Origin of the sequence: Streptomyces sp. NBC_01352 (assembly GCF_036237295.1) — a bacterium.
GTDB classification, from domain to species: Bacteria; Actinomycetota; Actinomycetes; order Streptomycetales; family Streptomycetaceae; genus Streptomyces; species Streptomyces plumbiresistens.
Map to the genome: position 1 here is coordinate 3,306,077 of NZ_CP108354.1, position 24,215 is coordinate 3,330,291.

Annotated in this window: 22 protein-coding genes and 1 pseudogene; 7 read left to right on the forward strand and 16 right to left on the reverse strand. The window is 71.1% G+C overall.

Features of this window, described 5'->3' with window-relative positions; genetic code table 11:
* Positions 1–78: 78 nt before the first annotated feature.
* Both OG252_RS15430 and OG252_RS15435 read right to left on the reverse strand, forming a co-directional pair.
* The gene (locus OG252_RS15430; protein ID WP_329336689.1) at positions 79–744 is read right to left on the reverse strand and encodes a class I SAM-dependent methyltransferase; all 666 of its coding nucleotides are present in this window, start codon (positions 742–744) and stop codon (positions 79–81) included.
* Positions 745–933: 189 nt separating this feature from the next.
* Positions 934–1,506 carry a DM13 domain-containing protein gene (locus tag OG252_RS15435; RefSeq protein WP_329336691.1) on the reverse strand — a complete coding sequence of 191 codons (573 nt, stop codon included), beginning with the start codon at positions 1,504–1,506 and terminating at the stop codon, positions 934–936.
* Between the two features lie 275 nt (positions 1,507–1,781).
* Here OG252_RS15435 and OG252_RS15440 point away from each other — a divergent pair, with 275 nt between their 5' ends.
* On the forward strand, positions 1,782–3,005 hold the full coding sequence (locus OG252_RS15440; protein WP_329336693.1) for a trypsin-like serine peptidase: 1,224 nt from the start codon (positions 1,782–1,784) through the stop codon (positions 3,003–3,005).
* Positions 3,006–3,283: 278 nt separating this feature from the next.
* Positions 3,284–4,487 (forward strand): annotated as a pseudogene (locus OG252_RS15445) (trypsin-like serine peptidase).
* A gap of 92 nt (positions 4,488–4,579) precedes the next feature.
* Here the strand turns inward: OG252_RS15445 and hflX are convergent.
* From hflX to miaA, 6 genes are all read right to left on the reverse strand, one after another.
* A complete protein-coding gene (gene hflX / locus OG252_RS15450) occupies positions 4,580–6,073 on the reverse strand; it encodes a GTPase HflX (protein ID WP_266432945.1) in 1,494 nt (497 codons plus the stop codon).
* Between the two features lie 168 nt (positions 6,074–6,241).
* Positions 6,242–7,744: a M1 family metallopeptidase gene (locus tag OG252_RS15455; RefSeq protein WP_329336695.1), complete on the reverse strand. Its 1,503-nt coding sequence runs from the start codon at positions 7,742–7,744 to the stop codon at positions 6,242–6,244.
* Between the two features lie 136 nt (positions 7,745–7,880).
* Positions 7,881–10,064, reverse strand: a complete 2,184-nt coding sequence (locus OG252_RS15460) for a RelA/SpoT family protein (protein ID WP_329336696.1) — start codon at positions 10,062–10,064, stop codon at positions 7,881–7,883.
* 210 nt (positions 10,065–10,274) lie between these two features.
* Entirely contained in the window at positions 10,275–11,144 is an 870-nt protein-coding gene (dapF, locus tag OG252_RS15465) for a diaminopimelate epimerase (RefSeq protein WP_266432952.1), read from the reverse strand.
* 75 nt (positions 11,145–11,219) lie between these two features.
* Positions 11,220–11,723 (reverse strand): hypothetical protein, encoded by a 504-nt coding sequence (locus tag OG252_RS15470; RefSeq protein ID WP_266448032.1) that lies wholly within the window; start codon positions 11,721–11,723, stop codon positions 11,220–11,222.
* Between the two features lie 108 nt (positions 11,724–11,831).
* Positions 11,832–12,770: a tRNA (adenosine(37)-N6)-dimethylallyltransferase MiaA gene (miaA, locus tag OG252_RS15475; RefSeq protein ID WP_329336698.1), complete on the reverse strand. Its 939-nt coding sequence runs from the start codon at positions 12,768–12,770 to the stop codon at positions 11,832–11,834.
* 183 nt (positions 12,771–12,953) lie between these two features.
* Here miaA and OG252_RS15480 point away from each other — a divergent pair, with 183 nt between their 5' ends.
* Complete coding sequence (locus OG252_RS15480; protein WP_266432956.1) at positions 12,954–13,271, forward strand: hypothetical protein; 318 nt, start codon at positions 12,954–12,956, stop codon at positions 13,269–13,271.
* A gap of 24 nt (positions 13,272–13,295) precedes the next feature.
* A complete protein-coding gene (locus tag OG252_RS15485) occupies positions 13,296–13,580 on the forward strand; it encodes an antitoxin (protein ID WP_266432958.1) in 285 nt (94 codons plus the stop codon).
* Between the two features lie 185 nt (positions 13,581–13,765).
* Here OG252_RS15485 and OG252_RS15490 read toward each other — a convergent pair whose 3' ends face one another.
* The 5 genes from OG252_RS15490 to OG252_RS15510 form a co-directional block, all read right to left on the reverse strand.
* Positions 13,766–14,479: a class III extradiol dioxygenase subunit B-like domain-containing protein gene (locus OG252_RS15490; RefSeq protein WP_329336700.1), complete on the reverse strand. Its 714-nt coding sequence runs from the start codon at positions 14,477–14,479 to the stop codon at positions 13,766–13,768.
* A 96-nt stretch (positions 14,480–14,575) separates the two neighbouring features.
* Positions 14,576–16,093 carry a tRNA (N6-isopentenyl adenosine(37)-C2)-methylthiotransferase MiaB gene (gene miaB / locus OG252_RS15495; protein WP_329336702.1) on the reverse strand — a complete coding sequence of 506 codons (1,518 nt, stop codon included), beginning with the start codon at positions 16,091–16,093 and terminating at the stop codon, positions 14,576–14,578.
* Positions 16,094–16,349: 256 nt separating this feature from the next.
* The gene (locus OG252_RS15500) at positions 16,350–16,703 is read right to left on the reverse strand and encodes a hypothetical protein (protein WP_329336704.1); all 354 of its coding nucleotides are present in this window, start codon (positions 16,701–16,703) and stop codon (positions 16,350–16,352) included.
* A gap of 38 nt (positions 16,704–16,741) precedes the next feature.
* Positions 16,742–17,413, reverse strand: a complete 672-nt coding sequence (locus OG252_RS15505) for a response regulator (protein WP_266432964.1) — start codon at positions 17,411–17,413, stop codon at positions 16,742–16,744.
* On the reverse strand, positions 17,413–18,363 hold the full coding sequence (locus tag OG252_RS15510) for a sensor histidine kinase (RefSeq protein ID WP_329336707.1): 951 nt from the start codon (positions 18,361–18,363) through the stop codon (positions 17,413–17,415). The genes OG252_RS15505 and OG252_RS15510 overlap by 1 nt, the downstream gene beginning before the upstream one ends.
* 198 nt (positions 18,364–18,561) lie before the next feature.
* Here OG252_RS15510 and OG252_RS15515 point away from each other — a divergent pair, with 198 nt between their 5' ends.
* Together OG252_RS15515 and OG252_RS15520 are read left to right on the forward strand one after the other, a co-directional pair.
* Positions 18,562–19,047, forward strand: coding sequence for a cation:proton antiporter regulatory subunit (locus OG252_RS15515; protein WP_266432967.1), 486 nt, complete (start codon positions 18,562–18,564; stop codon positions 19,045–19,047).
* Between the two features lie 4 nt (positions 19,048–19,051).
* A complete protein-coding gene (locus OG252_RS15520; RefSeq protein ID WP_266432969.1) occupies positions 19,052–20,287 on the forward strand; it encodes a cation:proton antiporter in 1,236 nt (411 codons plus the stop codon).
* An 81-nt stretch (positions 20,288–20,368) separates the two neighbouring features.
* On the opposite strand, the gene OG252_RS15525 is transcribed toward OG252_RS15520, so the two are convergent.
* Positions 20,369–20,773 (reverse strand): MazG nucleotide pyrophosphohydrolase domain-containing protein, encoded by a 405-nt coding sequence (locus tag OG252_RS15525; RefSeq protein ID WP_266432971.1) that lies wholly within the window; start codon positions 20,771–20,773, stop codon positions 20,369–20,371.
* 110 nt (positions 20,774–20,883) lie between these two features.
* On the opposite strand from OG252_RS15525, the gene OG252_RS15530 reads away from it, so the two are divergent.
* Positions 20,884–21,873 (forward strand): TAXI family TRAP transporter solute-binding subunit, encoded by a 990-nt coding sequence (locus tag OG252_RS15530; protein ID WP_266432973.1) that lies wholly within the window; start codon positions 20,884–20,886, stop codon positions 21,871–21,873.
* Between the two features lie 152 nt (positions 21,874–22,025).
* Here the strand turns inward: OG252_RS15530 and OG252_RS15535 are convergent, their stop codons facing one another.
* Positions 22,026–23,417 (reverse strand): sensor histidine kinase, encoded by a 1,392-nt coding sequence (locus OG252_RS15535; RefSeq protein ID WP_329336711.1) that lies wholly within the window; start codon positions 23,415–23,417, stop codon positions 22,026–22,028.
* Positions 23,418–23,426: 9 nt separating this feature from the next.
* A complete protein-coding gene (locus OG252_RS15540; RefSeq protein WP_266432976.1) occupies positions 23,427–24,113 on the reverse strand; it encodes a response regulator transcription factor in 687 nt (228 codons plus the stop codon).
* Between the last annotated feature and the right edge of the window lie 102 nt (positions 24,114–24,215).

Below are 24,215 nucleotides of genomic sequence, written 5' to 3' on the forward strand. Positions count from 1 at the left end.
CCGGCGCAGGCGCATCCGACAGCCGCGCCGACATCGGTCTGCGCAGCCTCCGGTCGGTGACGGACGTCTGCTGGCTGTTCACCCGGGCAGGGTCTGGGTGACGCGCCACAGGCGGCGGGGCAGGTCGCCCTCCTCGAACGGGTGGACCTCATCCAGGGTCCAGCCCTCGGCGAGACTGTCGACCAAGGCGCGGGGGAAGAAGTGCACGGCGAAGCCGCCGTGCTCGTAGATGTCGTCTCCGTGCGCGGTGCCGGCGCCGTAGTGGGCGTCGCCGGTGTGCCGGACGGTGTAGACGAAGGTGCCGCCCGGACTCAGCACACGCCGGATCTCGTCGGCCAGGGCGTGGATCTCCCCGGTGGACAGGGCCATGCACAGCAGCATGTGCGCGAAGACAGCGTCGACGGTGGCGTTGGGCATGGGCAGCGGTTCGCGCACGTCGTGCACCGTGGTGCTGATCCGTTCGGCGACGTCCTGCTCGTGGGCGGCGTGCCGCAGTTGCCGGAGGCCGGTGGGGCTGAAGTCGGTGGCGTGGACGGTGAAGCCCTCGCGGGCGAAGTACAAGGCATCGCGGCCGTGTCCGGCTCCGAGCTCGAGCACCTGCCTGGCCCCAGCCGTACGGAAGAGGCCGGCCGCGTGGACGGCGGCGGTGGAGGGCTCCTCGCCGTACATTCCGGGATGAGCGGCGTAGGTGCTCTGCCACTGCGCGCGCTGTTCCGCGGCCAGCTCTTCTTCCTGGTCATCCATGCCGTGCGCCCTGCTTCCCGGCAACCGGTGCCTGCCGTCGCGACCAGCCTAGGGCGCGGCGCGTCCGGGCAGTACGGCCACCGGCCGGCCACCGCCGTATCGGTAGTCCGAACCTCGTCGATCCCGGGCCAGGGCAGCCGAAGGCCCGGGCACGCACACGACCGGCGCGCCGGGAGCGGTGCCCCGGCGTCAGGCGGCGGCGAGTTCGGCGGCGCCGAAGGAGACGTCGAAACGGTCGCACCAGATACTGACGCTGGTGTAGCGGGCGGGGTCGATGTCGGCGGGCAGCGTGTAGTTCTGGCTTCCCTTGTTGCCCTTGAGTTTGCCGAGGCTGACGTACTCCCCGTCGTCGAAGACGTGCCAGCCCGCCTTCCCCTCCTTCACCGGTGCGTCGGTCAGCCACACCCGCAGGTCCGGCCCGTTGCTGGTGTCGAGGTTCTCCAGCCGGACGACGTGGGAGCCGTCGGCCAGTCGTACGAGCTTCACCGTGCCCGATGTCGCGTGCTCGTGGCTGATCAGCTCACCACTCGCCAGCGCCTGCGGCCCGGTCGCCGAGGAAGCCGACTCGGAGGGAGCTGTCGAGGGCGCCACCGTCGGCGGCGCGGAGGTCTCCACGATCCCGGGCAGGGCCTCCTCGACGGTCTCGTCCTGCCACAGCTTCCACGGCTGGAACCAGTACAGCCCGAAGCCGGCCGCGGCGACCGCGACCACCAGTGCTCCGACGACCAACGGCCCCGTCAGTACCTTGCGCACGCGCCCCATCCCGCCCTCACCTCTTGGGAGTTCATTTGATCTCCGCCCCATTCAACGGAAGAGGCAGCCGCCCCGTAACCCCGCAGGAGATGACGGAAGCCTTACGTCGTCCCACTCAGATCCGCGGTTCCTTGGATGATGTCCAGCTCAGACAGCTCGTAGCGAAACCGTTGCCGTTCCGCGGGGAGTCCCCCACAGCGAGCGCATAGTGTGTGATGCCGTTCCCACACAACGTGACTCAAGCGCGTGAGCCAACCGATTTCACCTCAGGGGGAGTTCAGACAATGCGACCCATACGGCCGTCCTTCACCGCTCGTCGAGGAAGGAACGCGCGCCGCAGAACCTCCCCCGCGCTGACTGCCGTTGCCCTCACCTCGGCGCTCCTGCTCTCCGCCACCGCCTGTGCCTCGGGCGACGCCGAGGCCGGTGGCGAGGCCTCCGCCACGGCCACGTCCGCGGGTGACGGCAAGATCACGATCCCGGACGATCTCAAGGACAAGCTCAAAGAGCACGGCATCGACCTCGACAAGTGGAAGAACGGCGCCTGGAAGGACTGGAGCAAGGAGGACTGGCTCCGCGAGGCCGACGAGTACATCAACCCGATCATCGAGGGCTTGTGGGACCCGGACCGGATGCGGGACGCCGAGGACCCGGAGAAGGCCGTCGACGACAGCGACCTCTCCGACGACCAGGGCGTGACCGACCCGGAGCCCGAGCCCGTGGAGGCGAAGGCCGTCGCGCCCACGTACCAGGCCAACGCGCCCGAAGCGGGCAAGGTGTTCTTCGACTCCCCCGAGGGCACGATGGTCTGCTCGGCGACCGTCGTGCAGGACCCGGCCAACCCCGGCAAGTCCAACCTGGTGTGGACGGCGGGCCACTGTGTGCACGCGGGCAAGGACGGCGGCTGGTACCGCAACATCGCGTTCGTGCCGTCGTACAACAACAAGGCCATGGCGACGCAGGAGTTGGAGAGCGCCGCCAAGGAGGAGGTCGCTCCGCTCGGTGTGTGGTGGGGCGACTGGGCGCAGACCTCGGACCAGTGGATCGAGCAGGGCGGGGCGACGGGCGGTGACGGTGCCTCGTACGACTTCGCCGTCATCCATGTGACCCCGGAGGAGGGCAGCGGCGGCAAGTCGCTGGAGGAGACGGTCGGTTCGGCTCTGCCGGTGGACTTCAAGGCGCCGGCCGTGGCGAAGGTCGCGAGCATCACGGCGACCGGTTACCCGGCCGCGGCACCGTTCGACGGCCAGACCATGTACCAGTGCGAGGACAAGCCGGGACGGCTGTCGATCAGCGCCCCGGACCCGACGATGTACCGCATCGGCTGCACCATGACGGGCGGTTCGTCGGGCGGCGGCTGGGTCGCGACCGGCTCGGACGGCAAGCCGGCGCTGGTCTCCAACACCTCGATCGGCCCGGTGACGGCGGGCTGGCTGGCCGGTCCGCGGCTGGGTGAGGTGGCCGAGGGCGTGTACGCCTCGGTGAGCGACAAGTTCGCGGGCCAGTGACCGCCCGCTGAACACGGACGGCGGTGGGGCGGGTCGGGGAAACCTTCACCGGCTCACCGCCGTTCACCCTCAACTCCCCGGGCATAGTGGTGTGTCGTTCGCAAGGGAGATCCAGAGACCCGGAATTCCATGGACCCGGAATCCCAAGGACCCGGAGATCCGGAGCACCAGAGTTCCGAGAACCAGAGTTCCGGAGATCCACAGGGATCCGCCCTTCGTGTGACAAGCACGGTGCCAAGCACACGGCATTCGCACGTTCCCACGGGGGTTATCGCACCATGCGCTCCACACGTACGCCCGCAGTTCCACGCCACGGGCGGCGCACCCACACCTTCCTTCGCGGCCACCGGCCTCGTCGCGGCCCTCGCGCTGACCGCGACCGCCTGCGGCGGCTCGAGCGAGGACACCGCCGGCGACAAAGCCGGGGCCACCACGTCCCAGGCCGCGAGGGACAAGGTCGAGATCCCCGCCGGTCTCGCCGACAAGCTCAAGGAGCACGGCATCGATGTCGACGACTGGACGGCCGGCGGCTGGAAGGACTGGGACAAGGCCACGTGGCTCAGTGAGGCCAAGGACTTCGTCAACCCGGTGATCGAGGGCCTCTGGAAGCCGGAGCGGATGCAGTCCGCGAAGGAGGCCGACAAGACCGTCTCGACGCAGGACGCCGCCGCCGACCAGGACGTCAGCGACCCAGAGCCGGTGCCCGTCGAGGCCACGGCCGAGAAGACGCCGTACCACCGGAACGCGGCCCCGGTCGGCAAGATCTTCTTCGACTCTCCCGAGGGTCCGATGGTCTGCTCCGGCACGGTCGTCACGGACGTGAACCACCCGGGCAAGTCCAACCTGGTGTGGACGGCCGGTCACTGCGTGCACGCCGGCGGCAGCGGCGGCTGGTACCGCAACATCGTCTTCGTCCCGGCGTACAACGACCTCGGCAAGTCCGAGGCGCAGCTCGCCGACGCCCCCGCCTCGGAGATCGCGCCCTACGGCAACTGGTGGGCCGACTGGGCCTCGACGTCGAACGGGTGGATCGAAGGCGGTTCGGAGACCGGCGGCGCGGGTGCCGCGTACGACTACGCGGTGCTGCATGTGAAGCCGGAGTCGGGCTCGAAGTCCCTGGAGGAGACCACCGGCGCGCTGGACGTCGACTTCTCCGCCCCGTCCGCGAGCGAGGTCTCCACGATGGGCGCCTGGGGCTACCCGGCCGCGCCCCCGTACAACGGCCTGAAGATGTTCAAGTGCCTCGACCGGCCGGGCCGGTTCTCGCTCAGCGCGGGTCTGCCGACGATGTACCGCATCGGCTGCACCATGACGGGCGGCTCGTCCGGCGGCGGCTGGTTCCGGGTGGTGGACGGCGAGACCAGGCTGGTCTCGAACACCTCCATCGGCCCGACCGACAACACCTGGCTGGCGGGCCCGCAGCTCGGCCAGGACGCCGAGACGCTCTACGAGACCATGAGCAAGACCTACGGCGGTCAGTGATCCGCGCACGCTGAAGGCCCGCCGCCCGACACGCTGAAGGCCCGCCGACTGCGAACGAGCAGACGGCGGGCCTTCAGGCTGTGCTACGACGGTCAGACGAGCGGCGCCGGAGCGTACGGCGCGAGATCCGCCGCCAGTTCCTCGTGCACCCGCGCCTTGAGCAGGGTGCCCTCCGGGGTGTGCTCCGCGGAGATCACCTCACCCTCGTCGTGAGCGCGGGCGACCAGCTTGCCGTGCGTGTACGGCACGAGTACCTCGACCTCGACCGACGGCCGCGGCAGCTCGTTGTCGATCAGCGCGAGCAGTTCGTCGATGCCCCGGCCGGTGCGGGCCGAGACCGCGATGGAACGCTTCTCGATCCGCATGAGCCGCTGAAGCGTCAGCGGGTCCGCCGCGTCCGCCTTGTTGATCACGACGATCTCGGGTACGCCGGTGGCGCCGACGTCCCTGATCACCTCGCGTACGGCGGCCAGCTGCTCCTCCGGGTCCGGGTGCGAGCCGTCCACCACGTGCAGGATCAGGTCGGACTCGCCGACCTCCTCCATGGTGGAGCGGAACGCCTCGACCAGGTGGTGCGGCAGGTGCCGTACAAAGCCGACGGTGTCCGCCAGCGTGTACAGGCGGCCGCTGGGCGTCTCCGCCCGGCGCACGGTCGGGTCGAGGGTCGCGAACAGGGCGTTCTCGACCAGGACGCCCGCGCCTGTCAGGCGGTTCAGCAGCGAGGACTTGCCTGCGTTGGTGTAGCCGGCGATGGCGACCGACGGCACCTTGTGGCGCTTGCGCTCCTGGCGCTTGATCTCGCGGCCGGTCTTCATGTCCGCGATCTCCCGGCGCATCTTCGCCATCTTCTCGCGGATCCGACGCCGGTCCGTCTCGATCTTGGTCTCACCGGGACCACGGGTGGCGAGGCCGCCGCCCTTGCCGCCGCCCATCTGACGGGACAGCGACTGACCCCAGCCTCGCAGCCTCGGCAGCATGTACTGCATCTGCGCGAGCGCGACCTGCGCCTTGCCCTCTCGGGACTTGGCGTGCTGGGCGAAAATGTCGAGGATCAGGGCCGTACGGTCGATAACCTTGACCTTGACGACGTCTTCGAGGTGGATGAGCTGGCCAGGGCTGAGTTCACCGTCGCAGATGACGGTGTCCGCGCCCGTTTCGAGCACGATGTCGCGCAGCTCCTCGGCCTTGCCGGAACCGATGTAGGTGGCCGCGTCGGGCTTGTCGCGGCGCTGGATCACGCCGTCGAGCACCAGCGCGCCCGCGGTCTCCGCGAGAGCGGCGAGCTCCGCGAGGGAGTTGTCCGCATCCCGCGCGGTCCCCGTGGTCCAGACGCCGACGAGCACGACCCGCTCCAGGCGGAGCTGGCGGTACTCGACCTCGGTGACGTCCTCGAGCTCGGTGGAGAGGCCCGCGACGCGGCGCAGGGCCGCGCGCTCGGAGCGGTCGAACTGGTCGCCGTCCCGGTCTTCGTCGATCTCGTGGCTCCAGGCGACGTCCTCTTCCATCAGGGCATCGGCCCGGAGACTTTCGGGGTAGGCATGCGCGAAGCGCTCAGTGTCCTGGGAAGAAGATGAAGAGGAGGTCATTGGGTCCTTACGTCGATGAGGATTCCGATAAAGCGCGACAGAGCCGAAGCGGAAACTTCTGAGCGTTCCGTCACTGCTCACAACGCACGAGTGCCCCGGGAGATTCCCGTGTCCCGTGCCGCGCCGACCTGAAGATGGTCGCACGGCACGGCACGTCTCGTCACCGTGTTATTTCACAGCGGCCGACCGGGGTGCGGCCGACTTCCAGTCCGGGTGGCCGGGCATCGGAGGAGTCTTCGCGCCGTACAGCCAGCCCTCGAAGAAGCCGCCCAGTTCCCGTCCGGAGACCTCCTCGGCGAGCTCGACGAAGTCCGCGGTACTGGCGACACCGTCCTGGTGGCGGTTCACCCAGGCCCGCTCCAGGCGTTCGAAGGCCGGGCGGCCGATCTCCTGGCGCAGTGCGTACAGGACCAGGGCGGCGCCGTCGTAGACGTTCGGCCGGAAGATGCTGATCTTCTGGCCGGGGTCGGGTGCCTTCGGGGCGGCGGGCGGTCCGCCGGCCGCGCGCCAGCGGTCGGAGGCGCTGTACGCCGCCTTCATCCTTGCCTCCACGGGCCGGTCCGCCTTCTCCTCCGCGTACAGCGCCTCGTACCAGGTGGCGTGCCCCTCGTTCAGCCACAGGTCGGACCAGGTGCGGGGGCTGACGCTGTTGCCGAACCACTGGTGGGCCAGCTCGTGCACCATGATCGACTCGACGTACCACTTGGGGAAGCCGGGCTCGGTGAACAGGTCTCTCTCGAAGAGAGAGAGGGTCTGCGTCTCCAGCTCGAAGCCGGTGTCGGCATCGGCCATGAGCAGGCCGTACGTCTCGAAGGGGTACGGCCCGACCTTGCCCTCCATCCAGACGATCTGGTCGGGGGTCTTCTTCAGCCACGGCTCCAGCAGCGCGCGGTCCTTGGTGGGCACGACGTCCCGCACGGGCAGCCCGTGCGGGCCACTGCGGCGCAGCACGGTGGAGCGGCCGATGGACACCTGGGCGAGCTCGGTGGCCATGGGGTGCTGGGTCCGGTACGTCCAGGTCGTCGCCCGGCCCGCCCGGTCCACGCCGGTGGGCAGGCCGTTGGCGACGGCCGTGTAGCCCTTGGGCGCGGTGACCCTGATGGTGAACATCGCCTTGTCGGAGGGGTGGTCGTTGCACGGGAACACCAGGTGGGCGACATCGGCCTGGTTGGCCATGGCGAGGCCGTCCGCGGTCCGGATCCAGCCGCCGTCCCGGTCCGCGGCGGAGACGGGGTCGCTGGTGTGCCGGACGGTGATCCGCATCCAGCTGCCCTCGGGCAACGACCCCTCGGGCGTGACCACCAGGTCCTCGCCGGCGCTCGTGAAGGCCGCGGGCTCGCCGTCGACCTCGACCGAGTCGACCTTGCCGTGCGCGAAGTCGAGGTTCACGTGGTCCAGCGAGGTCGTCGTCCAGGCGTCGATCGTGGTGACCGCCTGGAGGGGCTTGCTGTTGGTGCCCGGATAAGTGAAGGCGAGGTCGTACGACGCCACGTCGTATCCCGGGTTGCCGAGGTACGGGAAGAGGCGGTCGCCGACACCCAGCGGGGCGGCCGGGGCACTCGCGGCGAGGAGGCAGACGGAGACGGCGCAGGCGAGGAGCGCGGCGGCCTTCCGGCGCCGGGAGGGCGTGATGCGGGCTCGGGGAGCCACGGTGCGGGGGGTGAGCGGCATGCACCACGGCTACCAGCGGGCGCGTGCGGGACGGCGGCGGCGCGCGATCGGCCCACTCGAACGGGTAGCGCAGCGGGACGACGGCGTGGCAGCGTGCACCGCGCCCCACGCGCGCGTGCGTGTTCCGCAGGCGGTCTCAGGCCCCCGGCGTCTGCGCGCGGCTCACGTCGTACACCCCTGGCACATTGCGCATCGCCCGCATCAGGGCGGGCAGGTGCGCCGCGTCGGGGAGTTCGACCGTGTAGGTGTGGCTTACGCGTTGCTGGCTCGGGGGCTCCACGGTCGCGGAGACGATCTCGGCCCCCTCCGAGGCCATCGCTTCCGTGAGGTCCGCAAGCAGATGCGGGCGGCCGAACGATTCGGCGAACAGGGTGACCCGGCACCCGGTGGTGTCCCCCCAGCGCACGCCGACCTCCGCACGCCCCGCGCTCTTCATGCGCGCCACGGCCGCGCACTCCACCCGGTGGACGGTCACCGCTCCCCCGCGCACGGAGAAGCCGATCACCTCGTCGGGCGGTACGGGTGTGCAGCAGCCCGCGAGCCGTACGCTCGCGCCGGGCTGGTCGACGACGGCGTTCGCGGCGGCGGGGCGGTCGGCGGTGCGGGGTGTGGCGCCTTCGGAGGCGGTCACGGAGTTCCCGGCGGCGGGCCGGGCGGCTGCCTCGCCGGCCTGGAGGGTCGGAACCGGCCCCTCCTCCTGCGCCTCGGCGGACGCCGGATGCGTCGCCAGCCACCGCTGGATGGCGATCCTGGCGGCGGCCGTGTGGGCGTGGTCCAGCCACTCTCTGGAGGGCTCGGAGGCGGGGTCCTGGCCCATGAGGAGCTGGACGGTGTCGCCGTCCTTCAGGACCGTGCTCAGGGTCGCCAGGCGGCCGTTGACGCGGGCGCCGATGCACGCGTGCGCGTCCTCGCCGTACTGCGCGTACGCGGCGTCCACGCAGGTCGCACCCTCGGGCAGGCCCAGGGTGCCGCCGTCGGGACGGAAGACGGTGATCTCGCGGTCCTGGGCGAGGTCCTCGCGCAGGGTGGACCAGAAGGTGTCGGGGTCGGGCGCGGCCTCCTGCCAGTCGAGGAGGCGGGAGAGCCAGCCGGGCCGGGTCGGGTCGGCGCGCTCTCCATCGCTCGAAACGGTCTGCTCCTCCGAAGGAGGAGCGTAGGGATTGCCGAGCGCCACGACGCCGGCCTCGGCGACCTTGTGCATCTGGTGGGTACGGATGAGGACTTCGGCGACCTGGCCGTCCCCGCGGGCCACCGCGGTGTGCAGCGACTGGTACAGGTTGAACTTGGGGACGGCGATGAAGTCCTTGAACTCCGAGACGACGGGCGTCATACAGGTGTGCAGTTCGCCCAGTACGCCGTAACAGTCGGCGTCCTCGTTCACCAGCACCAGCAGACGGCCGAAGTCGGTGCCGCGCAGCCGGCCACGTTTGCGGGCCCTGCGGTGCACGGAGACGAAGTGCCGGGGCCGGATGAGGACTTCGGCCGGGATGTCGGCGTCCCGCAGGACCGTGCGCATCTCGTCGGCCATCTCCGCAAGAGGGTCGTCCGCGCGGGAGGCGTTGTCGACGATCAACTCCCGTGTGTGCTCGTACTCCTCGGGGAGGAGGATCGCGAAGACCAGGTCCTCCAGCTCGGTCTTGAGCGCCTGGACGCCGAGCCGTTCGGCGAGCGGGATGAGGACGTCCCGGGTGACCTTGGCGATGCGGGCCTGCTTTTCGGGGCGCATGACGCCGAGGGTGCGCATGTTGTGCAGCCGGTCGGCGAGTTTGATCGACATCACGCGGACGTCGTTGCCGGTGGCGACGAGCATCTTGCGGAAGGTCTCGGGCTCGGCGGCGGCGCCGTAGTCGACCTTCTCCAGTTTCGTGACGCCGTCGACGAGGAAGCGCACCTCCTCGCCGAATTCCTCCCGGACCTGATCGAGCGTCACGTCCGTGTCCTCGACGGTGTCGTGGAGCAGAGAGGCCGTCAGAGTCGTTGTCTCGGCGCCCAGTTCCGCGAGGATCAAGGTCACGGCGAGCGGGTGTGTGATGTACGGCTCACCGCTCTTGCGCATCTGACCGCGGTGCGAGGACTCGGCCAGGACGTAGGCGCGGCGCAGCGCGTCGAGGTCGGCGTCGGGGTAGTGCGAGCGGTGGGCCTCGACCACGTGGCCGATGGCGTCGGGCAGCCGGTCGCGGGCGGTGGGGCCGAGCAGCGCGGCCCGGCCGAGGCGGCGCAGGTCGAGCCGGGAGCGGGCCTTCCTGCGGGGCACGGTCGGCAGTACAGGGCCTGCTGTCACCGGGCCTGGGCTCGCGGGATTCGTGGCCTCCGCACTCATGGGCACCTCCGGCTGCGTGGACCGGCGGACGGGGTGCCCCAGGGCGGACACGGCTCGGGGGATGGCATCGCTCCCCCGTCCGGGCCGGTGCTTGATGCTACCGAGCCCATCACGTGCACCTGACCGCCTCTCGCCGAGCGTGAAAAGGATCACCCATTCGAGCGACGGTTTGGAGGTTTACGGTTTCGTGTCCCGTGATCAGCCGCGGTGTCAGCTAGCGGACCTTTCCAGCCACTCCGCGTCGATCCGGCCCTCGGCGACGATCACCGCGGGGCCGGTCATCTCGATCTCACCGTCGGGCCGCTCGGTGATCACCAGGGTGCCGCCGGGCACGTCGACGGTGTACGTCGCCGGGATTCCGGTGACGGTCGGGTCGGCGCCGTCCCGGCGGGCGGTGGCGACGGCGACGGCGCACGCGCCCGTGCCGCACGAGCGGGTCTCGCCGGAGCCGCGCTCGTGCACGCGCAGGGCGACGTGCCCAGGGCCGCGGTCGATCACGAACTCGACGTTCACCCCGTCCGGGTAGGCAGTGACCGGGCTGAAGGGCGGCGGGGAGTACAGGTCGCCCGCGTGCGCGAGGTCGTCCACGAAGGCGACCGCGTGCGGGTTGCCCATGTTCACGTTGCGCGCGGGCCAGCTGCGCTCCCCGACGCTGACCGTGACGTCCCCCTCGGGGAGGAGCGCCTTGCCCATACCGACCGTGATGTCGCCCTCCTTGGCGATGTGCACGGTCTTCACGCCGCCGCGGGTGGCGACCGCCAGGTCGCCCTCACCGGCGTACCCGGCGCGCTGGAGGTAGCGCGCGAACACCCGCACGCCGTTGCCGCACATCTCCGCGATCGAGCCGTCGCCGTTGCGGTAGTCCATGAACCACTCCGCCTCGGCCGCCATGTCCTTGGCCTCGGGGTGCGCCGCGGACCGCACCACGTGCAGCAGGCCGTCACCGCCGATGCCGGCCCGGCGGTCGCACAGGGCGGCGACGGCGGCCGGGGGCAGGTCGATGGCGTTGTCGGGGTCCGGGACGATCACGAAGTCGTTCTCGGTGCCATGACCCTTGAGGAAGGCGATCCGCGTGCTCATTCCTCGATCGTACGGGGTGGGTACGACAACCCCGCGCGCGGAAAGCTCACCGCGGCCGGCCGCCGAAGCGCCGCGTCAGCGCAGCCGGGCCACGCGCCACACGGCAAGCACGACCACCGCGGCGACCACCACGACGTACGCGATCACGATCCGCCAGTCCGGACGGCGCCCGGAGCCACGCTGCGGCAGCCCGGGCCACGTGTAACCAACGCGGCGGGCGGCCATCATGCCCCAGCCGGCCGCGCAGGAGCAGATCAGCAGCCCCAGCATGGCGATCACGGCCCCGCTGTCGCCGAAGTCGAAGGCCAGCGGGAAGGCGAACATCAGCGAGCCGACCGCGGCCAGGCTCACGATGGGAGCGAGCTGCCAGATGCGCATCCGGCGCTGCGGGCGCAACTCGACCTCGACCTCCGGGCCGCCCGGGAACATCTCCTCGGGCTCCGGACCGTCGGCGGTCACACCGTCCTGCGTCTCGTCGGGCCCGTCGGGGCTCAGACGGTCGCCGTCCTGCTCCGTTTCACCGCTGTCTGCGGTGAGGGGCTCGGTGCCTTGTGCGGTGTCGCGAGGGCCGGCCTCCATCGCCACGCGCCCTCCCAACTCGGACTCCACTTGGTCGATCGAAGCTCGATGATGGCACGGCGCCGAAGGCCGCGATGACGGCCGGAGCGTCCCGATGCCATGACGTGATCAGGCTGTAACCGGTCGTTCGACCAACGCCAATGCGAGCTGCGGCAGTTCTGTGAGATCCGCCGCGGCCCCACTCAACCAGTGCACCCGGGGATCGCGCCTGAACCACGAATCCTGACGGCGCGCGAAGCGCTTGGTGGCTCGCACGGTCTCGGCCCGCGCCTCTTCGTCGGTGCACTCCCCGGCGAGCGCCGCGAGCACCTGCTGGTAGCCGAGCGCGCGCGAGGCCGTACGCCCCTCGCGCAACCCCTGCGCCTCCAGTGCGCGCACTTCTTCCACCAGGCCCGCGTCCCACATCCGGTCGACCCGGCGCGCGATGCGCTCGTCGAGCTCGGGCCGCGCCACGTCGACACCGATCTGGAAGGTGTCGTAGACGGAGTCGTGGCCCGGGAGGTTGGCGGTGAAGGGCCGGCCGGTGATCTCGATCACCTCGAGGGCCCGCACGATCCGGCGGCCGTTGCTGGGCAGGATCGCCTGCCCGGCCTCGGGATCGGCGGCGGCCAGGCGCGCGTGCAGCGCTCCCGAGCCGCGCAAAGTGAGCTCCTCCTCCAGCCGGGCCCTGACCTCGGGGTCGGTGCCGGGGAACTCCAGGTTGTCGACGGCTCCGCGGACGTAGAGGCCCGATCCGCCGACCAGGATCGGCCAGCGGCCCTCGGCGAGCAGCGCGTCGATCCTGGCGCGGGCCAGTTTCTGGTACTCGGCGACGGAGGCGGTGACCGTGACGTCCCAGATGTCCAGGAGGTGGTGCGGGACGCCCGCGCGCTCCTCGGGCGTCAGCTTGGCGGTGCCGATGTCCATCCCTCGGTAGAGCTGCATGGAGTCTGCGTTGACGACCTCACCGCCTAGACGCTGGGCCAGGAAAACGCCCAGATCGGACTTTCCGGCCGCGGTCGGTCCGACGACGGCGATGACTCGGGGGGCGGGGGGTGTGCTGCTCACCGCCCCAGTCTCGCAAACCTCAGGACGCCGCCTCGAACGAGTTACGTGACGGCACGCGCGCGGGGTCGTTGCCAGTTGCGAGGTTCTCCGCCGCCCGAACACAGAGGCGGCGACCCGGGCGGCGCAAACGGACGCACCGGACGACGCGGGATTTCGCCCGCACGAGTAACGTATGGAGTGGATATGGGCGTTTTGGCACGACTTCTCCGGAGGTCGAAGACCACGGAGGAGGCGTCGACCGCCGAGGCGCAGGCCGGCGCAGCGACGGCCGAGTCCGCGGCTCAGGAGGCGACAGAGGCGAAGGGGTCGGTCGAGGCCGACACCGAGGCCGGGGCCGGAACGAAGTCCGAGACGAAGGCCGAGGCCGAGGACGCGGTGGAGGAGACGGCGGCACCGGCCGCCGAGGACACCTCCGGCTCCGGCGAGGGCGTCGAGATCCCCAAGCAGCAGTCCGCCGATGAGGCTGCCGACAGCGAGGCCGGCGAAGGCGCCCGCACGTAACTGCCCCGCGAGGGAAGGTGGACCATGGGTCTCCTGGACAACTTGAAGACCAAACTCAACCCGGCCAAGGACAAGGTCTCCGGCCTCGCGCAGCAGCACGGGGACAAGATCCAACACGGCATCGACAAGGCCGCGAAGGTCGTCGACGAGAAGACCAAGGGCAAGTACAGCCACAAGATCGAGTCGGGGACGGGCAAGGCCAAGGGCGCCATGGACCGACTCGCGCACAAGGACGGCACGGGCACGGGAGGCGGTACCGACACACCGCCGACCTCCCCGCCACCGGCCGGCCCCCCGCCGACTTCCTGAACGGCACGGCACGGCACACCGACGGACGGCCGCGGAGCACCACGCTCCCGGCCGTCCGCCGTGTTCGTCGCGTCCGTGTACGACTACGCCGTCATGACCGGCGGTCATGACCAGCCCGTCATGACCGAGCCGATATTCCCGGGCGGGCTTGCCAGACCCTCATGACCAGTCGTTGTGACCAAGCGTTATGACCAGGCCGCGACCACGTACCCCACCCCGTACGGCGCGTCCTCGTACAGCAGTGTGCCGCCAAGGTCCGTGCCCGAGGCGGCGCCGGCCAGCACCTGCCAGAGGGCCCGACCGGATGCCTTCAGCTCGTACGCCAGACCCGCGTCCAGCGCCTTGAGGGCCGCCACGTCCGCCGAACCCAGCGCACGCGCGACCGCCGCGTCGAAGGGTGCCGCCCGCTCGTCGAGATAGCCCGGCGCCTTGAGTGTGCGGCACGCGCTGGCGTCGCCCATCACCAGCAGCGCCACCCGCTCGGCCCCGGCGGCGATCTCCCCTCCGAGTTCAATACACCGCTCGGCCTCGAGAGGTTCCCCCACGCCGAGTCCCTCGATCGGGGCATCCGCCCAACCGGCCAGTTCCAGCAGCCACGCGGCCACCGCGAGCGAGGGCGGGAGCAGGCGCCCGGCCGCCGTACCCCGGTCGGCGCCCAGGCGTACGTCGATGTCGACGCCGAACCCTTGGAACGAGCCCCGCGTGCCCTCCGGGTGCGTCCCGCGCCCGCTCTGCTCGGCCGGCCCGACGACGACGAGTCGGTCGGGCCGGGCGGCGGCGAGCACACCCAGCGCGTCCGCGCACGCGGCACGGGCGGCGTTCAGTTCGGGTGCGGCACCCGCGGCGACCTCGGGCACGAGCAGCGGTGGGCAGGGGCAGACTGCGGCGGCGACAAGCATGATCGGCAGGGTAACGCCGAGCGGCGGCGGGACGGCAGCCGACGGGAGCGGAACGGCCGTACGTCCCTCGTTCGTCGACTGTCGACGTGCGCGGTGTCAGTCGCAGCCGCAGCCGCTGCCCGTCGCGGCCGGGAGCGGCTCGGGGGCGCCGATCTTCGGGAGGCCGAGCATGACGCCTACCGGCTTGGCGGCCTTCTCGGCGTTGCGCTTCTCCCAGGCGTCGCCCGCGCGCGTGGGGCGCACGGCGAGGGTGGGGCCCTCGGCGAGGAGGTGGTGCGGGGCGGCGTACGTGATCTCGACGGTCACCACGTCGCCGGGGCGTACCTCCTGCTCCGGCTTGGTGAAGTGGACCAGGCGGTTGTCGGGTGCGCGGCCGGAGAGGCGGTGGGTGGCGCCGTCCTTGCGGCCTTCTCCCTCGGCGACCATGAGGTCGAGCGTGCGGCCGACCTGCTTCTTGTTCTCCTCCCAGGAGATCTCCTCCTGGAGGGCGACAAGACGCTCGTAGCGCGCCTGGACGACCTGCTTGGGGATCTGGTTCTCCATGGTCGCGGCCGGGGTGCCGGGGCGCTTGGAGTACTGGAAGGTAAACGCTTGCGCGAACCGGGCCTCGCGGACGGCGTGAAGGGTCTGCTCGAAGTCCTCCTCGGTCTCGCCGGGGAAGCCCACGATGATGTCGGTGGTGATCGCCGCGTGCGGGATGGCGGCGCGGACCTTCTCGATGATCCCGAGGTAGCGCTCCTGGCGGTAGGAGCGGCGCATCGCCTTCAGGACCGTGTCCGAGCCGGACTGCAGGGGCATGTGCAGCTGCGGCATCACGTTCGGTGTCTCCGCCATGGCCGCGATCACGTCGTCGGTGAAGTCGCGCGGGTGCGGCGAGGTGAAGCGGACGCGCTCCAGGCCCTCGATGGCGCCGCAGGCCCGCAGCAGCTTGCTGAAGGCCTCGCGGTCTCCGATGTCGGAGCCGTACGCGTTGACGTTCTGGCCGAGCAGCGTGATCTCGGAGACGCCCTCGGCGACCAGGGCCTCGATCTCGGCCAGGATGTCGCCGGTCCTGCGGTCCTTCTCCTTGCCGCGCAGCGCCGGGACGATGCAGAAGGTGCAGGTGTTGTTGCAGCCGACGGAGATGGAGACCCAGGCCGCGTACGCGCTCTCGCGCCGCGTCGGCAGGGTGGAGGGGAAGGCCTCGAGCGACTCGGCGATCTCGACCTGCGCCTCCTCCTGGACGCGGGCGCGCTCCAGCAGGACCGGCAGCTTGCCGATGTTGTGCGTACCGAAGACGACATCCACCCAGGGCGCCTTCTTCACGATGGTGTCGCGGTCCTTCTGCGCGAGACATCCGCCGACCGCGATCTGCATCCCTGGGCGGCTCGCCTTCCTCGGGGCGAGGCGGCCGAGGTTGCCGTACAGCCGGTTGTCCGCGTTCTCGCGGACCGCGCAGGTGTTGAAGACGACGACATCCGCGTCCCCGTCCGAGCCCTCGGGCGCGCGCACGTACCCGGCGTCCTCGAGCAGCCCGGACAATCGCTCGGAATCGTGGACGTTCATCTGGCACCCGTAGGTGCGCACCTCGTATGTCTTCACGCCCACTGCCAGGCTCCGGTCGCTGCTGCTCATGCGACAAGGGTAGGCGGTGCGCGGAGTGCGCCCTGCCTCAGCCGGCTCCGGGCCCGGGGACCGGTGTGCCCGTCGGCCGACGTGACCGCGAGGGCCGTGGTCCTGCCGTCGGGTTCGATGCGCCGGACGGGGATGGCCTTGTCCTGGTGGCCGCCGTCGCCGCCGATGGTGATCCAGCCGCTCGCGCCGGGCAGGGCCTTGCTCGTACATCATGATCGCCCGGCCGTCACAGCGACCTGGAGGGCTCCGGGGTGGGTCAGGGCGGTGTGGACGAGGTCGATCCGGCCGGTGCGCGGGGTCGCGGCCAGCGAGGTCGGGCCGAAGCCACGTCGCGATGCGCGATGCCCTGGCGGTGGATGTCGCGCAGTGCCTCCGCCGGCCGGCCGGCCAGTCGGGCGATGTCGGCGGCGGGCAACGGATCGCCGGAGCGCACGCGTGCGGAGAGCAACTCGCCGCGCACGTACTGGGTGGCCGACCAGGGCGGGTCGCCATCCGGATCGGCGCCCACGACGGACGCCGTGAAGGCTCCGCTCACCTTGCGGGCCGCCGTCGCCTCGCGCCGGAATCTGGCCAGAAAGTGCGGGAGGCCGGCGTATTCGGAGCGGATCACCTTCAGCGCCACCTGCCGCCCCGCAGCACTGCGCGCACTCAGGGATCGATCAGGCCGGCCCGGATCGCGTACCGGGTCAGTTCCAGGCGGTCGCGCATGCCCAGCTTCTGGAGCAGGTTCGCGCGGTGGCGTTCGACCGTCTTGGCGCTGATGAAGAGGAGTTCGCCGATCTCCTTCGAGGTGTGGCCCTCGGCGACGAGCTTGAGGATCTCCTCCTCGCGTTCGGTGATGGCCCGCTCGGGCAGACCGTCGCCCCGGTGGAGGCGGTCGAGGTAGGAGCGGACGAGGGCCCGTTCCGCGCCCGGGTAGATGAACGGCTCGTCCCGTACGGCCGCCCGGCACGCCTCGACGAGGTCGCGGTCGGCGACGGACTTCAGGACGTAGCCTCCGGCGCCTGCCTTGAGGGCCTCGAAGAAGTACTGCTCGTTGTCGTACATCGTGAGGATGAGGATGCTCAGGTCGGGCAGGCGGCGGGAGAGTTCGCGGGCCGCCTGGAGGCCGGTCATCCGGGGCATCGCGACATCGAGGACCGCCAGATCGACGTCACGCGCGCGTGCCAGCTCGACCGCCTCCGCCCCGTCGCCGGCCTCGGCCACGACAGTGAGGTCCGGCTCATTCTCGAGGATGAGACGCACACCTCTCCGTACGAGGGTGTGGTCGTCGGCGAGCAGGACGCGGATCGGGGTCTTCAGCGGCGGTCGGGGCGCCATCAGCGGGGCTCCGCGGTCGCGGCCGGGATCCGCAGCCGTATGTCCGTGCCCCGCCCCGGGGCGGGTTCCAGGGACAACGCGGCGCCTATGAGGAGGGCCCGTTCGCGCATGCCGCTGATGCCGGAGCCCTCCGGTGCCCCGCCCAGGCCCTTGCCGTCGTCGCGTACGAGGAGTTCGACGCCGCCCGTGACCGGGCTCAGCCGCACCTCCGCACGGTCGGCGGCGGCGTGCCGTGCGGTGTTGGTGAGTCCCTCCTGGGCGATGCGGTAGACCACGAGTTCGGACTCCTCGGTCAGCCGGGGCAGATCGCCGGGGACGTGGTGGCGCACGGTCAGTCCGTGCGTGGTGAACTCGGCCGCGAGGGAGCGCAGGGCGCTCGGCAGCCCGAGCTCCTCCAGGACACCGGGGCGCAGCCGACGGGCGATGCGGCGGATCTCGTCGAGGCCGGCCCGGGTGGCCTCCTGCGCCTGGCCCACCTCCTCGCGCAACTCGACCGGCACCCGGTCGGCGACGCGCTTGAGCTGGAGGAGGACCGCGGTCAGGGTCTGGCCGACCTCGTCGTGGAGTTCGCGGGCGATGCGGTGGCGTTCGCGTTCCTGGGCGGAGAGCGCGCGGGCGGCGCCGGCGGCGCGTTCGGCCTCCAGCCGGTCGAGCATCGTGTTGTACGTCGTGATGAGCGCGGCCGTCTCCGCGGGCCCGGCGACGGGGGCACGGGCTCCGGGGCGCAGCAGGTCGGCCGTCGCCATGGCCCGGCCCAGCCGCTGGAGCGGGGCGAGTCCTATGCGCAGCACCAGCGCGTTGGCGGCCAGCAGTGCGGCGAGGCCCACCACGACCGCGAGCGCCTCGCCCGGCAGGACGGGGGTGGACACGGTGACCGGGCCCAGCAGCAGTGCGGCGGCCGCGATCAGGCCGACAGCGTTGAGCGAGAAGATCCGCCAGAACAACGACACGGTCCCGTTCTCGCCCCTTCCCGTCTTCGCGTGCGGCGCGCGGGTACCCGCGCGCCGCACCGTCGCAGCCAGCCTCGCCGCACGCCTTCGTCCTCGTATATCCGTGACGACACCCATGTCGTCACCGTACGGGGCAGTGGAAGCATGCGGAGTTGGCAACCGCGATCAACGAAGCACCGACGAGCAAGGGGAAGAAACGTGTCTGCTCCACGCCTGAGGGCGACGCCGCTGCCGGGTATCGGGGTCCAGTACGACCTCGTCACCCGGGAAGACCGCCATCTGTCCGTGGTGGCGCACCGCGACGGTGCCCGCACGGTGAGCGTGTACCGGGCCGACGATCCCGACTCCTGCGCCCAGTCACTGCGCCTGACCGGTTCCGAGGCGGGCGCGCTGATCGACGCGCTCAAGCCGTCCCACCACAGTGCGAGCCTGCTCTACACCTCGGACCTGGGGCTGGTCGCCGAGCGCGTCGAGGTCGCCGCGGGCTCGCGGTGGAACGGGCGGGTGCTGGGCGAGACCCGGATGCGGACCGAGACGGGCGCGTCCGTCGTGGCGGTGCTGCGGCGGGCGGAGGCGATTCCCTCGCCGGCGCCGGACTTCCGGCTCGTAGGCGGGGACACCCTCATCGTGATCGGCACCCGTGAGGGCGTCGACGCCGCCGCGACGATACTCGGTCGGGAGTGAACCGGTGCACTCCGCGGTCCTGTTGATCGAGTTCGGTTCCATCATTCTCGCCCTCGGCCTGCTGGGCCGGTTCGCCGCCCGCTTCCGGCTCTCCCCCATTCCGCTGTATCTGCTCGCCGGACTGGCCTTCGGCGAGGGCGGGCTGCTGCCGCTCGGGGCGAGCGAGGAGTTCGTCGCGACCGGCGCCGAGATCGGCGTCATCCTGTTGCTGTTGATGCTCGGCCTGGAGTACACGGCCGGCGATCTGATCACCAACCTCAAGTCCCACTACCCGTCCGGTCTCGTCGACTGCGCCCTCAACGCCCTGCCGGGCGCGGCCGCGGCGCTGCTGATGGGCTGGGGTCCGGTGGCCGCGGTGGTGCTGGCCGGCGTCACCTGGATCTCGTCGTCCGGCGTGATCGCGAAGGTCCTCGGCGACCTGGGCCGGGTGGGCAACCGGGAGACGCCGGTGATCCTCAGCGTCCTCGTCCTCGAGGACCTGGCGATGGCCGTGTACCTGCCCATCGTCACCGCGCTGGTGGCCGGCGCCGGGCTGCTCGCCGGGAGCGTGACCCTGGCGGTCGCGCTGGGCGCGGCGGGGCTCGTCCTGTTCGTGGCGGTGCGCTACGGCCGGCTGATCTCCCGGTTCGTCTCCAGCGACGACCCGGAGAAGCTGCTGCTGGTCGTGCTGGGCCTGACGATCCTGGTGGCGGGCATCGCCCAGCAACTCCAGGTGTCCGCCGCGGTGGGCGCGTTCCTGGTCGGCATCGCGCTGTCCGGGGAGGTCGCGGAGGGGGCGCACACCCTGCTGAGCCCCTTGCGGGACCTGTTCGCCGCCGTCTTCTTCGTCTTCTTCGGGCTCCACACAGACCCGGCCAGCATCCCGCCCGTACTGCTGCCCGCACTCGCCCTGGCGTTCCTCACCGCCGCGACGAAGATCGCCACCGGGTACTGGGCGGCCCGGCGGGCCGGAATCTCCGTCAAGGGCCGCTGGCGCACCGGCGGCGCGCTGGTGGCACGCGGCGAGTTCTCGATCGTCATCGCGGGGCTGGCCGTGAGCGCCGGCATCGAACCGTCCCTCGGCCCGCTGGCCACGGCGTACGTCCTCATCCTGGTCGTCCTCGGCCCCCTCACCGCGCGCTACACGGAGCCCCTGGCGTCCTGGTGGACCCGCCGGGCCGAAGGCCGCCGGGAGACCCGGGAGGCCTCGTCGCGGGAGGCAGCCGAGGCGGAGGCGGGGGCTTCGGTGGGCGGGGACTGAGCCGTCAGCCGCGTGCGGGCTGGTGCCCCGGTGGGTTGACGGGCGACAGAGGCCGACGTCCAAAGGTCGCCCACTGAACCGTCACTCCCCGCCCGGAACCCATCCCTGCCGGCGCAGCACCCCCGCCACGTCCGGTGCCTCGTAGTGGTCGCCCTTGAGGACCTTGCCGTCGGCCCGGCGGTCGATGCGGCCCTCGGGGCCGCGCTTGGTCATGTTGGAGCGGTGGATCTCGGCTATCACCGCGTCGAGGTCGATGCCGTGCACGAGGGCCGTGCCGTACGCGACGTAGACGACATCGGCGAGTTCGTGTGCGAGCCGGTCGAGCGGGCCGGTGACGGAGACCTCGGCGACCTCCGTGGCCTCCTCGGCGAGCAGTTCACCGCGGTGGGCGGCCAGTTCGGGCGAGACCTCGGCGGGCGTACTGCGGACGGCGAGCCCGACGGCGAGATGGAATTCACGGACCAGGTCGACGGGCGAGGAACTCATGCACCGACTCTATCGACCGCCTCGGACAACGCCCTCGCTGAACCCGAGGGCGCCCCTTCGGCACCGCCGCCCCTGGTCAGCACCGCGCCCCGGCTGGCAGGATCGCCCGCATGTCCAGAGTGTTCCCCCGTATCGGCAGGCGCCGGGCCCTGCAGGGCGCGGCCGCCGGGTTCGTCGCGTTCGGGCTGCTGTTGTGGTGGCTGCTGCCCCTGGGCGATGCGCCGCCGAGCGGGACGATCACGTTCAGCACGGGGACGAAGGCCGGCGTCTACCAGGAGTACGGGCGGCTGCTGCGCGCCGAGCTCGACAAGGACATGCCAAACCTGAACGTGCGGCTGCTGACCAGTGACGGCTCGCAGGAGAACGTCGCGCGCGTGGCGACCGGCAAGGCCGACTTCACGATCACGGCGGCCGACGCGGTGCAGACGTACACGGGTCCCGGAGCCGACCGGCTGCGTGGGGTCGCACGCCTGTACGACGACTACGTACAGCTCGTCGTCCCGCGCGACTCGGACGTCAGGTCCGTCGCGGACCTGAAGGGCAAACGCGTGGCCATAGGGCTGCCCCACTCGGGCGTGCGGCTGATCGCCAACCGGGTGCTCAAGGCGGCCGACATCGACGCCAAGAAGGACATCACGCCGATGGCCGACGGGATCGACACCGGCCCGGACCGGCTCAAGCGGGGCGAGATCGACGCGTTCTTCTGGTCGGGCGGGCTGCCGACGGCCGGGCTGGAGAGGTTGTCCGCCGACTACGCCTTCCGGTTCGTGCCGATCGGCACCGACATCGTCGCCAAGCTGCACGACCAGGGCGGCGCGTCCCGCTACTACCGCGCCACGAACATGCCGGAGTCGGCCTATCCCGTGGTCCAGAACGGCGCCACAGTGGCGACGATCGCTGTGTCCAACCTGTTGATGACACGCAAGGACATGGACCCGAGGCTCACCGAGTGGGTGACGCGGACGGTGCTCAAGAGCCGGGACGGCATCGGCGCCCACGTCCACTCCGCCCAGCTGGTCGACGTACGCACGGCGATCTACACGGACCCGCTGGCCCTGCACGACGGGGCCCGGCGCTACTACCGCTCGGTCAAGCCGTAGCCGACACCCCGCGCGCGGCGTACGACACGTCACACGGATGCCGTACGGACGTCTCGTGAGCCGTCGCAGGAAGCATCACCACGAAACCGGGCGCGCGTACCCGCACGGCGCAGCGAGTTCCAGCCACCTGCGGTACCTCGCCGTACCGAACCTCACGCAGGCGGACCCGACCGCGGCACCCGTACCGTCACCGTCAGCCCGTGCGGCTCGTGGTGGTCGAACGTGATCGAGCCGCCGCCCGCGGCGAGCAGGGCGCGGGAGATGGACAGGCCGAGGCCGGAGCCCTTGACGTTCTGATGGCGGCCGCTGCGCCAGAAGCGGTCGCCGACGCGGGCGAGTTCCTCGTCGGTCAGGCCGGGGCCGCTGTCGGTGACCACGATGGTGGAGGTGTCGCCGTCGGAGGCGACCGTGACCTCGACGGTCTCGTCCTTCGGCGTGAACTTCACCGCGTTGTCGATCACCGCGTCCAGGGCGCTGGAGAGGGTGACCGGGTCGGCCCAGGCGGTGGTGGCCGGACAGCTGCCCGCCAGCCGCACGCCCTTGGCCTCGGCGGTCGGTGTCCAGGCCGCGACGCGCTCGGCGGTCAGGGCACCGATGTCGGTGACCTTGAGGTCCGCCTCGGCGTGCTCGGCCAGGGCCAGGTCGAGCAGGTCGTCCAGCACGTGCGCCAGACGCTTGCCCTCGGCCTGGACGGAGGCGATCTCCTGGTTGCCCTCCGGGAGCTCGAAAGCGAGCAGTTCGATGCGCAGCAGCAGCGCCGCGAGGGGGTTGCGGAGCTGGTGGGAGGCGTCCGCGACGAAGGCGCGCTGCTGCTCCAGCACGTCCTCGACGTTGTCCGCCATCTCGTTGAACGACCGGGCCAGGCGTCTGAGTTCCGGCGGCCCGCCGGCGGCCGCGACCCGGGACTTCAGGGCCCCGCTCGCGATCGCGTGCGTGGTGGCGTCGAGGACGCGTACGGGCCTGAGGACCCAGCCCGTGAGCCGTAGCGCGGCGCCCACCGCCAGCAGCATCGCGGCGAACTCGCCCGTGCCGATGACCAGCCAGCCGTGCAGGATCCGCGAGCGCATCTGCCCGGTGGGCGAGTCGGTGACGACGACCGCGACGACGTCACCGTCCCGGATCACCGGCGAGGCGACGACCAGGCGGTTGCGCTGCCAGGGCCACACCTGCTTCGGGTCGTGGCTGCGCCGGCTGAGCAGCGCCTCGTCGAACGCCTCGCGGACCTCGCCCTCCTTGGGGAGGAAGAAGGTCGACGGCGCCTTGGCCATGGGCGTGTCGTTGCGGTAGAAGACGCCCGCCCGGATGTCGTAGACGTCGTAGTAGCTCGTGAGCTCGATGCCGAGCGTGTCCTTGCGCTCGTTCGACTCGCCGGGCGGGTCGGTGACGTACTGGGCGAGGGCCGCGAAACGTGCCGTGTCGTCGATCCGGTCGACGACCACCTTCTGCTGCTGGGCCGCGGCCACGCTGACGGCGAGCGGGATGCCCAGAGCGAGCAGCACGGCCGCCATCAGGATGATGAGCAGCGGGAGCAGACGTGTGCGCACCCGGCCCCGCTACGCGCCCGGGGCGACGAGCCGGTAGCCCACGCCGCGTACGGTTTCGATCAGGGCCGGCATGCGCAGCTTGGCGCGCAGGGACGCCACGTGCACCTCCAGGGTCCGGCCGGTCCCCTCCCAGCTGGTCCGCCACACCTCGCTGATGATCTGCTCCCGGCGGAAGACCACGCCGGGGCGCTGGGCCAGCAGGGCGAGCAGATCGAACTCCTTGCGGGTCAGCTGGACGACCGAACCGTCCACGCTGACCTGGCGGGTGGGCAGTTCGATGTGCACCGGGCCAAGACGCAGCGCGGTCTCGCTCGCCCCCGGCGCGTCCTCGTGGACGGTGCGCCGGGCCACGGCGTGGATGCGGGCGAGCAGCTCTCCGGTGTCGTACGGCTTCACCACGTAGTCGTCGGCGCCGAGGTTGAGGCCGTGGATGCGGGAGCGGACGTCGGAGCGCGCGGTGACCATGATCACCGGGATGCTGGTGCGCTTGCGGATCTTGCCGCAGACCTCGTAGCCGTCCTGGTCGGGCAGCCCCAGGTCGAGGAGGACGACGCCGAAGCCGGCGCCTTCCGGGACGAGTGCCTGCAGGGCCTCCTCGCCGCTGCGGGCGTGGGTGACGTCGAAACCGTGCCGCGCGAGGACCGCGGACAGGGCGGCTGCCACATGGTTGTCGTCCTCGACGAGGAGCAGTCTCATCCGGGCCCCCTTCGGTTCATCCGACGTACGATCAGGATGTGTACAAAGACGTGTGCACGCGCGCGTGCACACATGGCAGTCACGCTGATGGAAGAGGACGGC

What these genes read in the sequence shown, in the direction of transcription:
- OG252_RS15460 (WP_329336696.1), bottom strand. Translation starts at nt 10,064, where the DNA reads ATGAGTGCGGAGGCCACGAATCCCGCGAGCCCAGGCCCGGTGACAGCA.
- OG252_RS15455 (WP_329336695.1), bottom strand. Translation starts at nt 7,744, where the DNA reads ATGCCGCTCACCCCCCGCACCGTGGCTCCCCGAGCCCGCATCACGCCC.
- OG252_RS15530 (WP_266432973.1), top strand. Translation starts at nt 20,884, where the DNA reads ATGTCCAGAGTGTTCCCCCGTATCGGCAGGCGCCGGGCCCTGCAGGGC.
- miaB (WP_329336702.1), bottom strand. Translation starts at nt 16,093, where the DNA reads ATGAGCAGCAGCGACCGGAGCCTGGCAGTGGGCGTGAAGACATACGAG.
- OG252_RS15505 (WP_266432964.1), bottom strand. Translation starts at nt 17,413, where the DNA reads ATGGCGCCCCGACCGCCGCTGAAGACCCCGATCCGCGTCCTGCTCGCC.
- OG252_RS15485 (WP_266432958.1), top strand. Translation starts at nt 13,296, where the DNA reads ATGGGTCTCCTGGACAACTTGAAGACCAAACTCAACCCGGCCAAGGAC.
- OG252_RS15430 (WP_329336689.1), bottom strand. Translation starts at nt 744, where the DNA reads ATGGATGACCAGGAAGAAGAGCTGGCCGCGGAACAGCGCGCGCAGTGG.
- dapF (WP_266432952.1), bottom strand. Translation starts at nt 11,144, where the DNA reads ATGAGCACGCGGATCGCCTTCCTCAAGGGTCATGGCACCGAGAACGAC.
- OG252_RS15435 (WP_329336691.1), bottom strand. Translation starts at nt 1,506, where the DNA reads ATGGGGCGCGTGCGCAAGGTACTGACGGGGCCGTTGGTCGTCGGAGCA.
- hflX (WP_266432945.1), bottom strand. Translation starts at nt 6,073, where the DNA reads ATGACCTCCTCTTCATCTTCTTCCCAGGACACTGAGCGCTTCGCGCAT.
- OG252_RS15525 (WP_266432971.1), bottom strand. Translation starts at nt 20,773, where the DNA reads ATGAGTTCCTCGCCCGTCGACCTGGTCCGTGAATTCCATCTCGCCGTC.
- OG252_RS15470 (WP_266448032.1), bottom strand. Translation starts at nt 11,723, where the DNA reads ATGGAGGCCGGCCCTCGCGACACCGCACAAGGCACCGAGCCCCTCACC.
- OG252_RS15490 (WP_329336700.1), bottom strand. Translation starts at nt 14,479, where the DNA reads ATGCTTGTCGCCGCCGCAGTCTGCCCCTGCCCACCGCTGCTCGTGCCC.
- OG252_RS15480 (WP_266432956.1), top strand. Translation starts at nt 12,954, where the DNA reads ATGGGCGTTTTGGCACGACTTCTCCGGAGGTCGAAGACCACGGAGGAG.
- OG252_RS15540 (WP_266432976.1), bottom strand. Translation starts at nt 24,113, where the DNA reads ATGAGACTGCTCCTCGTCGAGGACGACAACCATGTGGCAGCCGCCCTG.
- OG252_RS15440 (WP_329336693.1), top strand. Translation starts at nt 1,782, where the DNA reads ATGCGACCCATACGGCCGTCCTTCACCGCTCGTCGAGGAAGGAACGCG.